The following is a 14,572-nucleotide window of genomic DNA, read 5'->3' on the forward strand; positions in this document are numbered from 1 at the left end:
GTTATTCTTCTTCGCTATTATCTAGCCAAATTTATACAATAGGAATGTTACATGAAACGAGTCGTCATCACCGGTATGGGTATTATTTCGAGTATCGGTAACAACGTCGAAGAAGTTTTAGCCTCACTAAAAGCTGGTAAGTCAGGCATTACTGCCTCTGAACAGTTTAAAGAGCATGGCTTGCGTTCACAGGTATGGGGTGATTTAAAAATTAACCCACAAGAGCATATTGATCGTAAGCAAATGCGTTTTATGGGTGATGCGGCTGCGTATGCATACCTATCTCTTGAGCAAGCGATTGCGGATGCGGGTCTGACTGCTGAGCAAGTTTCCAATGATCGTACCGGTATTGTTGCTGGCTCTGGTGGCGCATCGTCTGAAAACCAAATGATCGCGGTGGATACGCAGCGTGAAAAAGGCGTTAAGCGTGTTGGACCTTACATGGTGCCTCGTACCATGTCTTCTACCGTTTCTGCATGTTTGGCAACACCATTTAAAATTCGCGGTGTGAACTACTCAATCAGTTCTGCTTGTGCCACTTCTGCTCACTGTATTGGTCATGCGGTTGAACTGATCCAACTGGGTAAGCAAGACATCGTATTTGCCGGTGGCGGCGAAGAGCTGTACTGGTCACAAACCATGATGTTTGATGCGATGGGTGCGCTGTCGACCAAATACAACGAAACCCCAGAAAAAGCCTCGCGGACTTACGATGCGGATCGCGATGGTTTTGTGATCTCTGGTGGCGGCGGTATGGTGGTCGTGGAAGAGTTGGAACACGCGTTGGCACGTGGTGCCACCATCTACGGTGAAATCGTTGGTTATGGCGCGACATCAGATGGCTACGATATGGTGGCTCCATCGGGTGAAGGTGCGGTGCGTTGTATGAAAATGGCAATGCAAGATGTTGATAAAATTGACTATATCAACACTCACGGCACCTCTACACCAGTGGGTGATGTGAAAGAGCTCGGTGCCATCCAACAAGTGTTTGCTGGTAACAGTCCTGCTATTTCAGCCACCAAAGCGATGACTGGTCACGCATTGGGCGCAGCAGGGGTACATGAAGCGATTTACTCAACTCTGATGTTGCATCACAGTTTTATTGCGCCAAGCATCAACATTGATACCTTGGATGAAGCGGCACACGGTCTCGATATTGTGACGGAAATGCGTGAACAAGCGCTGACCACTGTGATGTCGAATAGCTTTGGTTTTGGTGGCACGAATGCAACCTTGGTGATCAAAAAGTACCAAGGCTAAGTGCCCCAATCCAACCTAGTTTCCAGAACAGATTAGTCTCACTAATCGCAACAGACGCAGACTTTGTTCCATGGAAAGCGGAACAAAATCCTTAGGTTCTGGATGTTTACCCGGTGGCTTAGGCCTCCGGGTATTTTTATTCTCGACAGCCTCCACGCTTTTCTGCACAATGCCCGCAACTTTGACTGCCGCAAATTCCGACGATGAAAATTCTAATTGATGAGAACATGCCTTACGCTGAAGCACTGTTTAGTCAGCTTGGTGAAGTGATTTTAAAACCGGGTCGTAGCTTAACGGCCGATGATTTGATTGATGTCGATGCCTTAATGATTCGCTCGGTCACTAAAGTGAATCAGGCGCTGCTAGCCAAAGCCAATCGCTTGAAGTTTGTTGGCAGTGCGACGGCGGGGATGGATCATGTTGACCAAGCGTTACTGGCCGAACGTGATATTTTGTTTACCGCGGCACCTGGCTGTAACAAGGTTGGGGTGGCGGAATATGTGTTTAGCGTACTGATGGTGCTGGCACAGCAGCAAGGTTTTTCTATTTTTGATAAAACGGTTGGCATTGTGGGAGCCGGGCAAGTGGGCAGTTATTTAGCGCGCTGCTTGTCTGCCATTGGGATCAAGGTCCTGCTCAATGATCCCCCGAAACAAGCACAAGGCGATCCGCGCAGCTTTACTGAGCTGGATGCCTTACTCGAACAAGCGGATGTGATCACTTTACACACGCCCATTACACGCGAAGGTGAATGGCCGACCCAGCATTTGATTAATGAGCCGATCTTACAAAACTTACGCAGTGATCAAATTTTGATTAATGCGGCGCGTGGCCCTGTGGTCGATAACGCAGCGCTTAAAGCGCGTTTGCAGCAAGGTGATGGTTTTACCGCGGTGTTAGACGTGTTTGAATTTGAACCGCAAGTGGATATGGAATTGCTGCCCCTGCTGGCATTTGCTACCCCGCATATTGCCGGCTATGGTCTGGAAGGTAAGGCGCGTGGTACCACCATGATTTTCAACAGCTATTGTGCGTTTCTTGGCCGAACACTGCATGCGGATCCAGCCAGTTTATTGCCTCGCGCTCCTGTGCCTAAGGTCTATCTCGATCGGGCATGGAATGAAGTAACGCTGCATACGCTGACTCAAATTATTTATGATGTGCGCCAAGATGACGCACTGTTTCGCCGCGAGATCCATCAACCCGGAGCGTTTGACTTAATCCGCAAACACTATTGGGATCGACGTGAATACAGCGCGGTGACATTAACCGGAGGTGCTGAGTGTGATTTGGCTCCTTTGGCTAAACTCGGTTTTCAAGTAGAGGTATGTGATGAGCCAACAATTTAATGTTGCCATTTTTGGCGCAACGGGCGCCGTAGGCGAAACCATGTTGCAAGTGTTGCAGGAACGTGAGTTTCCTGTCGCGGAACTTTTCTTGCTGGCCAGTGAGCGCAGTGAAGGTAAAACCTATCGCTTTAACGGTAAGACAGTGCAAGTGCAAAATGTTGAAACCTTTGATTGGTCACAAGTGCATATCGCGCTATTTTCGGCCGGTGGTGAACTATCGGCACATTGGGCTCCGATTGCGGCTGAAGCGGGCGTGGTGGTGATCGATAACACCTCACATTTCCGTTATGACTATGATATTCCTCTTGTGGTGCCGGAAGTGAATCCAGAAGCGATTGCTGAGTTTCGTAACCGCAATATTATTGCCAACCCGAACTGCTCCACCATTCAGATGTTAGTCGCGCTAAAGCCGATTTACGATGCGGTTGGCATTGAGCGGATTAACGTGACCACTTATCAATCGGTTTCTGGTGCAGGTAAAGCGGGGATTGATGAGCTGGCGGGACAAACGGCCAAGCTACTTAATGGTTATCCTGCAGAAACCAATGCCTTTAGCCAACAGATCGCATTCAACTGTATTCCACAAATCGATCAATTTATGGATAACGGTTACACCAAAGAAGAGATGAAGATGGTATGGGAAACCCAGAAAATCTTCAATGATCCGTCAATCATGGTTAACCCAACGTGTGTACGAGTACCGGTGTTTTACGGCCATGCGGAAGCGGTGCATGTAGAAACCGGCTCGCCGATTGATGCAGAGCAAGTGCTCGATCTGCTTGAACAAACCGCTGGCATTGAAGTGTTCCGTGGCGCCGATTTCCCAACCCAAGTGCGTGATGCGGGCGGAAGAGATGATGTTTTGGTTGGCCGAGTACGTAATGACATCAGCCATCATAGCGGAATTAACTTGTGGGTAGTGGCCGATAACGTGCGTAAAGGTGCTGCCACCAATGCAGTACAAATTGCTGAGCTGTTAGTGCGCGATTATTTGTAAACGACCTTGATGAGCACTCATTTATAACAAAACCCACCGGCTGGTGGGTTTTGCTTTATCTGGTTCTCGCCATCTAAACCAAGCTTGGTTTAGCGATTTATTTCGCTGGGCGATGGGCGTTAGGGTTGTCTTTGCAGTTGCCTTGACTACCGCACTTACCGTACAGATACAGACTGTGGTTGGTCAATTGCACATTGTATTTTGCCGCGATCTCTTTTTGGCGCTGTTCAATCACATCATCCGAAAACTCGATCACCTCACCGCAGTCCAGACACACTAAGTGGTCGTGGTGATGTTGAGATGAGAGTTCAAACACCGACTTACCACCTTCGAAGTGGTGGCGGGTTACAATGCCGGCATCATCAAATTGGTTCAGAACTCGGTACACGGTGGCAAGACCAATCTCTTCGCCAAGATCAATCAACTTTTTGTACAGTTCTTCAGCACTAATATGTTGGCATTCTGGTTGTTGTAACACTTCTAAAATTTTAAGCCGTGGAAGGGTAATTTTAAGACCCGCATCCTTTAGCGCTTGATTGTTGTCTGACATATACTTTCCTGTTGATGTTCTGCCGTGATAAATCGCTGCTACATGAGGTTAATCGTTGTCAAATCCACGTCAACTGTCGAATCGGTGAACATTTCTCACTGGCTATTTAGCTGCATCTCAATTCGTTGGGGATAACAGAAATTGATGTTGAACTGCATTATAGGTGAGTCGCCGTGAACAATAAACCACGAACTTCAAGCGGTTAATTGGAAGCCTGTACCTTCGTGGCAACACATTGGAACAGGATACGGATTTCACGGTTTGCTGTTTCTCCAGTATGGTGGCAATGGTTATCCACATTATTTCGCAATAGTGAGTTATAACGGTGGTTGCTTTAGCTGCAGTCTAGGCTACTCAAGGTATGAAGAAAATACTCTTGAGACGTTATCTCGCGAATAGTGTGAAGTCGCTACGGAACTGTAGAGCACTTTTAGTGGCTTTGCTGATGAGAGATTGGATGGTTTAGGCGTAGAGTCTGGATTAATAAAAACATCCCCTAGCAAAAGCAGGGGATGTTAGGTTTATGCTGCCATCAAACTTAGTCTTCCAGTTCAGCCAAGCACATCTCTTGATAAACTTGGTTTACCCATTGGGTGACACGTTGTTCGGTGAGTTCTGGTTGGCGGTCTTCATCGATACACAGGCCAATAAAGTGGTTTTCATCGGCGAGAGCTTTAGAGGCTTCGAATTCATAACCTTCGATTGGCCAGTGACCGACGATGGTTGCGCCTTTGGCTTGCACGATATCACGTACACTTCCCATCGCATCGCAGAAATACTCTGCGTAATCTTCTTGGTCGCCACAACCAAAAATTGCAACAAGTTTGGTTGAAAAATCAATGGCTTCTAACTCAGGAAAAAAATCATCCCAGTCACACTGAGCTTCACCGTAATACCAAGTCGGAATGCCTAATAACAGCAAGTCGAAGTTGTTAATATCTTCTTTGCTGCTTTTAGCAATATCTTGTACGTGAACCAGTTTTTTACCGAGTTGTTTTTGAATCATCTTTGCAATCGCTTCGGTGTTGCCGGTGTCGCTGCCAAAGAAGATACCTACACTTGCCATAGAATCATTACCTTTAGATTGTTAAAGAGTCGAGAGGCTTGGTTGAGCTTAACCTAGTCCACCGCCTTCCCAAGTCAATTGAATTATGCCTTTGGCGACAAAGCCTGCGCACCCTAAAAAGAGCACTAACCATACGATACGACGTCCTAATAAGGGAACATTGGCTTGTTTCAACACATCTTTAATCGCCATTCCGATCAGGAAAAACAGCGAAGCAAACAACAGATCGAGTCCAATTGCCTCTAATGTGTTGATATCGTCGTAAAGCATGCACATTCCTTGATGCCAAATTACTTGCGCGCACTATACCACTGTTAGTCGACAAAGTTAATCGGCGTAGTGTTTCTCAATTCACTTCGTAGCGGCGTGCGGTCAATCGATAAATTTGCGGATCGTGCGCAGTACCTCGTTTGGTTTTTCTGCGTGTAACCAGTGACCGGTATTAGCGATCACATGCGCTTTGGCTTGGCTAAACTGTGCTTGTACTATCGGTTGGTGTTGCGCAGTCAAGTAATCAGAATCTGCCCCTTTAATAAATAAAGTAGGAATGGGACAAGGGGCGATCGTCTGCCAGCCTAAAATGTCGGCATAGTGCTTTTTTAACGCCGCGACATTGAAGCGCCAAGTCATCACGTTTTGCTCTGCTTGCAAAGATTTGCCAAGAAACTGTCGAACGCCCTCTTGCTCAATGTGCTGGGCAAGCAGTGACATCACTTCACTGCGCGAAGTAGGTTTTTGTGCCAACACCGCCTCCAGCGCAGCGAACACCTGATCGTGACGGTGCTGGTGGTAGGCGACGGGTGACATGTCTAATACCACCAGTTGTCGAATTTTTTGCCGAGCAAGCTCGGCGAGTTTCATTGCGACTTTACCACCCATTGAGTGGCCAATCACAGTCACTGCCGTGAGGTTAAGATGTTCAAGTAATTGGTTCACATCGTGTGCCATCAAAGGATAATTATGTGCATCACTATGGAACGACTGTCCATGGTTACGCAGATCCAGACTCAGGACTTGATGATCTCGTTTGAGATCACGAGCCAGTAAGCCAAGGTTGTCCATGCTGCCAAATAGGCCGTGGATCAAAACAACGGTATTACCGCTGCCTTCAAGTTTGTAATTAAGAAGTGCTGACATTTTATCTTATTAGTGATTGGTTTAACGTAGAGTCTCAGTCAAGATCTCGCTATAATCCGCAAAAGTTTAAACATAGAGATTGTGAAAAGCGAATGAAAACAATTGAGGTTGATGAGGATCTATACCGTTACATTGCCAGTCAAACGATGCATATTGGTGAAAGTGCTTCCGATATTTTGCGTCGTCTACTCAATGCTGACAGTGGTGAGTGGGTTGTTGCGCCGATGGCTGAGCCGAAAGGATTAGTGGTGAGCAAAGATGCCGCGTTAGAGACCAAAATTGATAGCGTAAAAGCGATGCGTTCGCTACTGATTTCCGATGAGTTTGCTAGCCTGAAAAATGCGATCGATCGCTTTATGTTAGTGTTGTCGACCCTATACCGCATCGACGCTATTAGCTTTTCAGCCGCGACGATGGTTAAAGGTCGTAAGCGGGTTTATTTTGCCGATAATCAACAGACGTTATTGGCGAGTGGCCAAACGACTAAGCCTAAGTCGATTCCTAACACGCCATTTTGGGTGATCACCAACAACAACACCAGCCGTAAGCAACAGATGGTAGAACAGGTGATGGTGCGGATGGGGTTCCCAAGTGACATTATTGAGAAAGTTACTCATTCGATTTAATTTTTGCTAATCACAGCCAAAAATTCTGATTTAAGCCTCATAATGCGTAGCGCGATGCCGTTATATTATGGGGTTTTATTTTAGACAAAATTTAAACAAAGGATGTCACTATGGCGATGCACCCTCGTGCTGGACAAAAGGCGCGACAAGAGGATCTGCACAATATCCCTGCGCTAGTTGCAAATTATTACTTACTCCAGCCAGAAGCTGGCAATCTGGCGCATAAAGTCGAATTTGGTACCTCGGGGCACCGTGGTACGTCAGATAAAACTACGTTTAATGAACAGCATATTTTAGCGATTGCCCAAGCGGTAGCCGATGTGCGCCGTGCACAAGGGGTGACCGGGCCGATCTTTATTGGTAAAGACACGCATGCGTTGTCAGAGCCTGCGTTTAGTAGTGTCTTGGAAGTGCTGATTGCCAATGGTATTGAAGTCATCGTGCAACAACATAACGGCTACACCCCGACACCGGGGATTTCCCATGCGATCTTAACTTACAATCGTAAGCATACTGCGCAAGCCGACGGTATTGTGATCACGCCATCGCACAATCCACCACAAGACGGTGGCATTAAATATAACCCACCCCATGGCGGCCCAGCGGAAGGTGAATTAACCCAAGCGATTGAAGATGGTGCTAACGCTTATATCAGTGCCAATCTTAGTGGGGTCAAACGTATGCCGTTGGCTTTGGCATTACAATCGCCACTGTTTAAGCAAATCGATTTGGTTAAACCGTATGTTGATGATTTGGTCAATGTGATCGATATGGCGGCGATTCAACAGGCCAAGCTAAAAATCGGGGTTGATCCTCTTGGTGGCAGTGGTATCGATTATTGGCGTCAAATTGCGCAAGCCTATCAGTTGGATATTACTTTGGTCAGCGAAGCGATCGACCCAAGTTTCCAATTTATGTCACTGGATAAAGATGGTGCAATCCGTATGGACTGCTCTTCGCCCTATGCGATGGCGGGCTTATTGGCGTTGAAAGATGAGTACGATTTAGCGTTTGGTAATGATCCAGACTACGATCGCCACGGTATCGTTACGCCTAAAGGCTTGATGAATCCCAACCATTTCTTAGCAGTGTGCATCGATTATTTGTATCGTCACCGTCAAGGATGGGCAGAGCATGTCGCGGTTGGTAAAACATTAGTTTCCAGTGCCATGATTGATAAAGTGGTAGCCGATCTTGGTCGTGAATTGTGTGAAGTGCCGGTTGGCTTCAAATGGTTTGTTGATGGCTTGTACTCTGGGCGTTTTGGCTTTGGTGGTGAAGAAAGTGCGGGAGCTTCTTTCCTACGCCAAGATGGTACACCTTGGTCGACCGATAAAGATGGCATCTTGTTATGCCTATTAGCGGCAGAAATCACGGCGATTACCGGCAAAAATCCACAGCAATATTACGATGAGCTAGCGGCCAAACATGGTGAATCTCATTACAGCCGTTTGCAAGCGGTGGCCAATGGGCCGCAGAAGAATGTACTGAAAAAACTCTCACCAGAGAAGGTGGCAGCGCAAACATTAGCCGGTGATCCAATCACCGCTCGTTTAACGCATGCACCGGGCAACGGCGCAGCGATTGGCGGTTTGAAAGTGACCACCGATTATGGCTGGTTTGCCGCCCGCCCTTCTGGTACCGAAGATATTTACAAGATTTATTGTGAGAGCTTTAAAGGGCCTGAGCACTTAAAGCAAATCGAATCTGAAGCGCAGCAGATTGTGAACCAAGTGTTTAAAGACGCGGGTTTATAACCGAGCTGTGAGGATGAAAATAAGGGGCGCTGACATCGCCCCTTTGTCTTTTATATCGCTTAATAATTTGTATGATACAGCAAGCCTAAACGTGGATGGCCTTGAGATATTCCACTCTGCTGCTCAATGGATTACAAGATGAACAATTTACAGCTAGAAGCTTTGCTAAATGAGACATTGTCACCACAGTTAATCAAAGATTACTGTCCTAATGGTTTGCAAATTGAAGGTAAAACTCAGGTGCAACGGATTGTTACCGGAGTGACGGCCAGCTTGGCTTTAATCGAGGCGGCGATCGAGAACAATGCCGATGCGTTGTTAGTCCATCACGGTTATTTTTGGAAAAATGAACCGGAGGCTATCCGCGGTATGAAAGGCCGCCGGATCCGTACCCTGATCCAAAATGATCTCAATTTGTATGCATACCATCTGCCTTTAGATATCCATCCGCAACTGGGCAATAATGCACAATTAGCCCAGCGTTTAGGGATTTGTGTCGAAGGTGGTTTGGAAGGGCATCCGCAATCGGTGGCGATGTTTGGTCGCTTGGCTTCACCATTGACCGCACAACAACTCGCGCAGCGAATTGAACAAACGCTTAACCGAGCACCGTTGCACATCGCTCCGGAGCAAGCGGATAAGTTGATTGAAACGATCGGTTGGTGTACCGGTGGTGGACAAGATTACATTGAGTTGGCGGCCAGTTGTGGCCTCGATGCGTTTATCTCCGGAGAGATCTCGGAGCGTACCACCTATGCGGCACGTGAACAGTCGATTCACTATTTCTCAGCGGGCCATCATGCGACCGAACGTTACGGAATTAAAGCGTTAGGCGAATGGTTGGCACAACATCACGGATTCGATGTTACCTTTATTGATATTGATAATCCGGTGTAGTGCACAGCATGCTCACCGCATTAGGTGGTGATTTAAGGATGGCAATATCAACTAGAGCGAGATGACCTCGCTCTAGTTGTATATTAGTGGTGTGATGGATCACCGGTTAGGATCACGAATGGCGTTCATGCAGGGGTAGGAAATCACGCAATTGTTGGCCAGTGTACAACTGACGTGGGCGACCAATACGGTTGTCTGGATCGCTGTGCATCTCATTCCAGTGCGCAATCCAACCTATGGTCCGTGACATAGCAAAGATCACGGTAAACATTGAGATAGGAATACCGATCGCTTTAAGAATAATACCGGAGTAAAAATCGACATTCGGGTAGAGTTTTTTGTCGATAAAATAGCTGTCAGATAGGGCAATACGCTCCAATTCCAAGGCGACATCCAGCAGTGGATCTTGAATATTCAACTCTTTGAGCACTTCATGACACGCTTCGCGCATGACCGTCGCGCGTGGGTCATAATTTTTATAGACCCGATGACCAAAGCCCATCAAACGGAAAGGATCATCCTTATCTTTCGCACGTCGGACATACTCCGGAATTTTATCGACTGAGCCGATCTCTTCCAGCATACGTAAACATGCCTCATTCGCGCCACCGTGAGCTGGCCCCCACAGAGAAGCAATTCCTGCAGCGATACAGGCAAATGGATTCGCCCCCGATGACCCCGCCAAACGTACGGTAGAAGTAGAGGCATTTTGCTCATGGTCGGCGTGCAAAGTAAAAATCTTATCCATGGCACGCGCGACGATGGGGTTAACCTCATACTCCTCACAAGGGGTCGCAAACATCATATGTAAAAAGTTTTCTGCGTAACTCAAATCATTACGTGGATAGATAAACGGCTGACCGACTGAATATTTGTAACACATTGCGGCCAAGGTTGGCATTTTTGACAGCAGACGATAAGCCGCGATTTCTCGGTGAGTATCATTATTGTTGTCAAGAGAATCGTGATAAAACGCCGCTAACGCACCAACCACACCACACATTACCGCCATTGGGTGTGCATCACGGCGGAAGCCGTGGAAAAAGCTGGCGATCTGTTCGTGCACCATAGTGTGGCGAGTTACGATTTTTTTGAATTCTTCATATTGCTTGCGATTGGGCGCCTCACCGTACAGAAGGATGTAGCACACTTCTAAGTAGTCCGCGTTATTGGCGAGCTGATCGATCGGGTAACCACGATGCAATAAAATACCTTTATTGCCATCGATGTAGGTAATTTGAGACTCACAAGATGCAGTGGCAAGAAAGCCTGGGTCAAAAGTAAAGTAACCGTTGGCGCCTAAGGTGCGAACGTCGATGACTTGTGGGCCAAGAGAACCATCCATTATCGGCAATTCGATTGGCGCTTTACCTTCAATGTGCAGGGTCGCTTTCTGATCCGCCATAACCATCTCCTTTGTTTGTTAATTTAATCCGTCCAGGATCTTTGTGTGTGATTCTTGTACGTCTGATCTCAGGCAAAGTCAATGCTTGTCCTCTGATGTGTGCAGTCACTTTGATTTTTTACCGTGCTAAAGTTAAAAATATGTTCCATGTGGCAGAACTTGTTAACTCAACCGTACTAAAATGTTGCAGCCTAGGTTTGGCAAATAAATTTACTGATACGCCTATAAATTCAAGGGAATAGAGATATGTTATGCTGATATTTCAACCTTGAATGAAATAGTTAAATGGCCGTTACCTTGAGAATTTACTGGTTGATGTGTTGTTTAAATGTTAATCAGTGTGTTGTTATTTGAGATTGACAGACCAAGCTTGATTATCGACATAACACAGTTTTACGATCGCTCTATCGAATATTAAGCCTTTATCGATGGCTGGGTGGCAAGCTTTTAAAACAGAGCAACGTTTATCGGATCTTGATGATAAATTTAGCGTTTTTCGTTGCCACGGTATTATGAATTGTGTCAGTGTTTGCCTTAAAGGTTTGAATCCAATCCAAGCGATGAGAGATATGCAGTTTTAATCCATCCATCGTGCGGCTTAAATTGAAGATTGCAGGCGTTAGCGTCTGCTTTGTATAGCTCGGCGCAGACCGTAGCAAACGTGAAAACAACTGATTAAGGGAAAAAAATGCACAATAGCGTGATGAAGGCATGGCTCGAGTCTTCACATTTGGCTGGCGCTAATGCAACTTATGTAGAAGATCTCTACGAATTGTATCTCAGTGATCCCGATCTGGTGAGTAATGAGTGGAAACGTGTGTTTGAGGAGTTGCCTGTGCACTCCAGCAATGTGGTGGAACAACCACACTCACGGGTTCGCGACTACTTCCGACGGCTCGCGCAAGAGAGCAAGCATTACAGTGCCCAAGTGAGTGATCCTGAAGTCGATGCAAAACAAGTTAAAGTTTTACAGCTCATCAATGCATACCGCTTTCGCGGCCATGAAGCCGCGCAATTGGATCCGCTCGGTTTATGGCAGCGTCCTGACATCGCAGAACTCAATCCACTATTTCATTCTTTAACCCAAGAAGATTTACAAGCCACTTTCAATGTCGGCTCTTTTGCTATCGGCCAGGAGACCATGCAACTGCAAGAGATCCACCAATCGTTGCAAAAAATCTATTGTGGTGCGGTGGGGGCTGAGTACATGCATATCACCGATACGGAGCAGAAGCGTTGGATCCAGCAACGTTTGGAGCCAGTGGTTGGCAGCCCAGTCTTTACCCAGCAAGAAAAGCAAACTTTCCTTGAAGAGCTCACCGCCGCGGAAGGCCTTGAGCGCTATCTTGGTGCGAAGTTTCCAGGTGCCAAACGTTTCTCTTTAGAAGGGGGGGACGCTTTAGTGCCAATGACCAAAGAGCTGATCCGCCAGGCAGGTGCAAGTGGCATGCGAGAAGTGGTGATTGGCATGGCACACCGTGGTCGTTTAAACATGCTGGTGAACGTGCTGGGTAAAAAACCACAAGATCTGTTTGATGAATTTGCAGGCAAGCATGCCGAAGGATGGGGCACTGGGGATGTTAAATACCATCAGGGTTTCTCGGCAGATTTTGCGACGCCAGGTGGCGATGTTCATTTAGTTTTAGCGTTTAACCCGTCCCATTTAGAAATTGTAAATCCAGTGGTGATGGGTTCGGTACGCGCCCGGCAAGATCGCTTAGGCGACCAAGATGGCAGTAAAGTCTTGCCGATCACCATTCACGGTGACTCGGCGATTGCAGGGCAAGGCGTGGTGGCCGAAACCTTCAATATGTCGCAAGCGCGCGGTTTCTGTGTCGGCGGTACGGTACGGATTGTGATCAACAATCAAGTTGGTTTTACCACTTCTAATCCACGCGATACGCGTTCGACTATGTACTGTACCGATATTGCCAAAATGGTTCAGGCTCCCATTTTTCACGTTAATTCAGACGATCCTGAAGCGGTCGCTTTCGTCACCCGCTTAGCCTTGGATTATCGTAATCAATTTAAGCGCGATGTGGTCATCGATCTGGTATGTTATCGTCGTCACGGTCATAACGAAGCGGATGAGCCGAATGCCACGCAGCCGCTGATGTACCAAAAAATCAAAAAACATCCCACCCCACGTAAATTGTATGCTGATGTGTTGACCGAGCGTGGTGAGTGCTCGCTCGAAACCGCTACACAACTGGTCAACGAATACCGTGATGCGTTAGATCGCGGTGAAGTGGTGGTCAAAGAGTGGCGGCCCATGGCGATGCATTCGGTGGATTGGTCGCCATACCTTGGCCATGATTGGACAACGTCATGGCAGAACGCATTTGCGATGACACGCTTGCAAGATCTCGGTCGCCGAGTGTGCCAATATCCAGACAGCCATGCTCTGCATAGTCGAGTTGAAAAAATCTATCAAGACCGCTTAGCGATGATGGCTGGCGAAAAGATGTTGGATTGGGGCATGGCGGAAACCCTAGCTTACGCGACGTTACTGGATGAAGGAAAACGCATCCGCATTTCTGGGCAAGATTCCGGTCGTGGAACCTTTTTCCATCGCCATGCCGTGCTGCACAACCAAAATGATGCCAGTACTTATATTCCATTGACGCAAATCCATGCTGGCCAAGGTCCGTTTGAAGTGTACGACTCGGTGCTATCCGAAGAAGCGGTATTGGCATTTGAGTATGGTTATGCAACGGCTGAACCCAGTGGTTTAACCGTATGGGAAGCCCAGTTTGGTGACTTTGCCAATGGGGCGCAGGTGGTGATCGATCAGTTCATTTCGTCAGGTGAACAAAAATGGGGGCGTTTATGCGGCCTAACCATGTTGTTACCACATGGCTATGAAGGCCAAGGCCCTGAACACTCTTCAGCACGTTTAGAGCGCTATTTGCAATTATGTGCCGAGCAAAACATGCAGGTGGTGGTGCCATCTACCCCCGCGCAGGTATACCACATGCTGCGCCGCCAAGTGGTGCGCCCAATGCGTCGGCCACTGGTAGTGATGTCGCCTAAGTCTTTGCTGCGTCATCCATTATGTGTGTCCAGTGTACAAGAGCTAACCGATGGCACGTTCCAGCCAGCGATTGCTGAAATCGATCATTTAGAGGCGACGCAAGTCAAGCGGGTAGTATTTTGTTCTGGTAAGGTTTACTACGACTTACTTGAGCAGCGTCGAGCCAATCAGCAGCAAGATGTCGCGTTAGTGCGTATTGAGCAGCTCTATCCTTTCCCACTGGACGATGTACAAGCGGCGATTGCCGATTACCCGAATGTATTGGATTACGTCTGGTGTCAAGAAGAGCCTCAAAACCAAGGGGCTTGGTACAGTAGCCAGCACAATTTCCGCGCAGCGATTCCTGCTGGTGCCGAGCTGAAATACGCTGGTCGTCCTGCTTCAGCATCGACCGCGGTTGGCTATATGTCACTGCATATGAAACAACAAAAAGCGTTGCTTGAAGACGCGCTAAACTTAGCCTAAGAACGAGAAGTATAAGGAAGAGACGA

Annotated in this window: 12 protein-coding genes; 7 read left to right on the forward strand and 5 right to left on the reverse strand. The window is 47.4% G+C overall.

What is annotated here, in order from left to right:
- The first annotated feature begins 51 nt into the window (after nucleotides 1–51).
- The 3 genes from fabB to PUN32_RS05940 all read left to right on the forward strand — a co-directional run bounded on the left by fabB (nucleotide 52) and on the right by PUN32_RS05940 (nucleotide 3,609).
- Nucleotides 52–1,263 (forward strand): beta-ketoacyl-ACP synthase I, encoded by a 1,212-nt coding sequence (gene fabB, locus PUN32_RS05930; protein ID WP_166013364.1) that lies wholly within the window; start codon nucleotides 52–54, stop codon nucleotides 1,261–1,263.
- Nucleotides 1,264–1,466: 203 nt separating this feature from the next.
- Nucleotides 1,467–2,612 (forward strand): 4-phosphoerythronate dehydrogenase, encoded by a 1,146-nt coding sequence (locus tag PUN32_RS05935; protein ID WP_274722219.1) that lies wholly within the window; start codon nucleotides 1,467–1,469, stop codon nucleotides 2,610–2,612.
- Nucleotides 2,596–3,609, forward strand: coding sequence for an aspartate-semialdehyde dehydrogenase (locus PUN32_RS05940; protein WP_274722220.1), 1,014 nt, complete (start codon nucleotides 2,596–2,598; stop codon nucleotides 3,607–3,609). Before PUN32_RS05935 ends, PUN32_RS05940 begins: the two co-directional genes overlap by 17 nt.
- Before the next feature lie 97 nt (nucleotides 3,610–3,706).
- Here the strand turns inward: PUN32_RS05940 and fcrX are convergent, their stop codons facing one another.
- The 4 genes from fcrX to PUN32_RS05960 form a co-directional block, all read right to left on the reverse strand.
- Entirely contained in the window at nucleotides 3,707–4,159 is a 453-nt protein-coding gene (gene fcrX, locus PUN32_RS05945) for a ferric iron uptake transcriptional regulator FcrX (RefSeq protein ID WP_274722221.1), read from the reverse strand.
- 538 nt (nucleotides 4,160–4,697) lie between these two features.
- Nucleotides 4,698–5,225, reverse strand: a complete 528-nt coding sequence (gene fldA, locus PUN32_RS05950; protein ID WP_274722222.1) for a flavodoxin FldA — start codon at nucleotides 5,223–5,225, stop codon at nucleotides 4,698–4,700.
- A gap of 48 nt (nucleotides 5,226–5,273) precedes the next feature.
- The gene (locus PUN32_RS05955) at nucleotides 5,274–5,495 is read right to left on the reverse strand and encodes a DUF2788 domain-containing protein (protein WP_166013359.1); all 222 of its coding nucleotides are present in this window, start codon (nucleotides 5,493–5,495) and stop codon (nucleotides 5,274–5,276) included.
- A 102-nt stretch (nucleotides 5,496–5,597) separates the two neighbouring features.
- Nucleotides 5,598–6,362 carry an alpha/beta fold hydrolase gene (locus PUN32_RS05960; RefSeq protein WP_274722223.1) on the reverse strand — a complete coding sequence of 255 codons (765 nt, stop codon included), beginning with the start codon at nucleotides 6,360–6,362 and terminating at the stop codon, nucleotides 5,598–5,600.
- Between the two features lie 92 nt (nucleotides 6,363–6,454).
- Between PUN32_RS05960 and seqA the strand changes: the two genes are divergently transcribed.
- The 3 genes from seqA to PUN32_RS05975 all read left to right on the forward strand — a co-directional run bounded on the left by seqA (nucleotide 6,455) and on the right by PUN32_RS05975 (nucleotide 9,642).
- Nucleotides 6,455–6,988, forward strand: coding sequence for a replication initiation negative regulator SeqA (gene seqA / locus PUN32_RS05965; protein WP_274722224.1), 534 nt, complete (start codon nucleotides 6,455–6,457; stop codon nucleotides 6,986–6,988).
- Between the two features lie 110 nt (nucleotides 6,989–7,098).
- The gene (gene pgm, locus PUN32_RS05970; protein ID WP_274722225.1) at nucleotides 7,099–8,745 is read left to right on the forward strand and encodes a phosphoglucomutase (alpha-D-glucose-1,6-bisphosphate-dependent); all 1,647 of its coding nucleotides are present in this window, start codon (nucleotides 7,099–7,101) and stop codon (nucleotides 8,743–8,745) included.
- Nucleotides 8,746–8,883: 138 nt separating this feature from the next.
- Entirely contained in the window at nucleotides 8,884–9,642 is a 759-nt protein-coding gene (locus PUN32_RS05975; RefSeq protein WP_274722226.1) for a Nif3-like dinuclear metal center hexameric protein, read from the forward strand.
- A 112-nt stretch (nucleotides 9,643–9,754) separates the two neighbouring features.
- Here PUN32_RS05975 and PUN32_RS05980 read toward each other — a convergent pair whose 3' ends face one another.
- On the reverse strand, nucleotides 9,755–11,047 hold the full coding sequence (locus PUN32_RS05980; RefSeq protein ID WP_166013354.1) for a citrate synthase: 1,293 nt from the start codon (nucleotides 11,045–11,047) through the stop codon (nucleotides 9,755–9,757).
- Between the two features lie 688 nt (nucleotides 11,048–11,735).
- Here PUN32_RS05980 and sucA point away from each other — a divergent pair.
- Nucleotides 11,736–14,546 carry a 2-oxoglutarate dehydrogenase E1 component gene (gene sucA, locus PUN32_RS05985; protein WP_274722227.1) on the forward strand — a complete coding sequence of 937 codons (2,811 nt, stop codon included), beginning with the start codon at nucleotides 11,736–11,738 and terminating at the stop codon, nucleotides 14,544–14,546.
- Nucleotides 14,547–14,572 lie beyond the last annotated feature (26 nt).

The sequence above is a fragment of the Vibrio chanodichtyis genome, from assembly GCF_028863985.1.
Classification (GTDB): Bacteria; Pseudomonadota; Gammaproteobacteria; order Enterobacterales; family Vibrionaceae; genus Vibrio; species Vibrio chanodichtyis.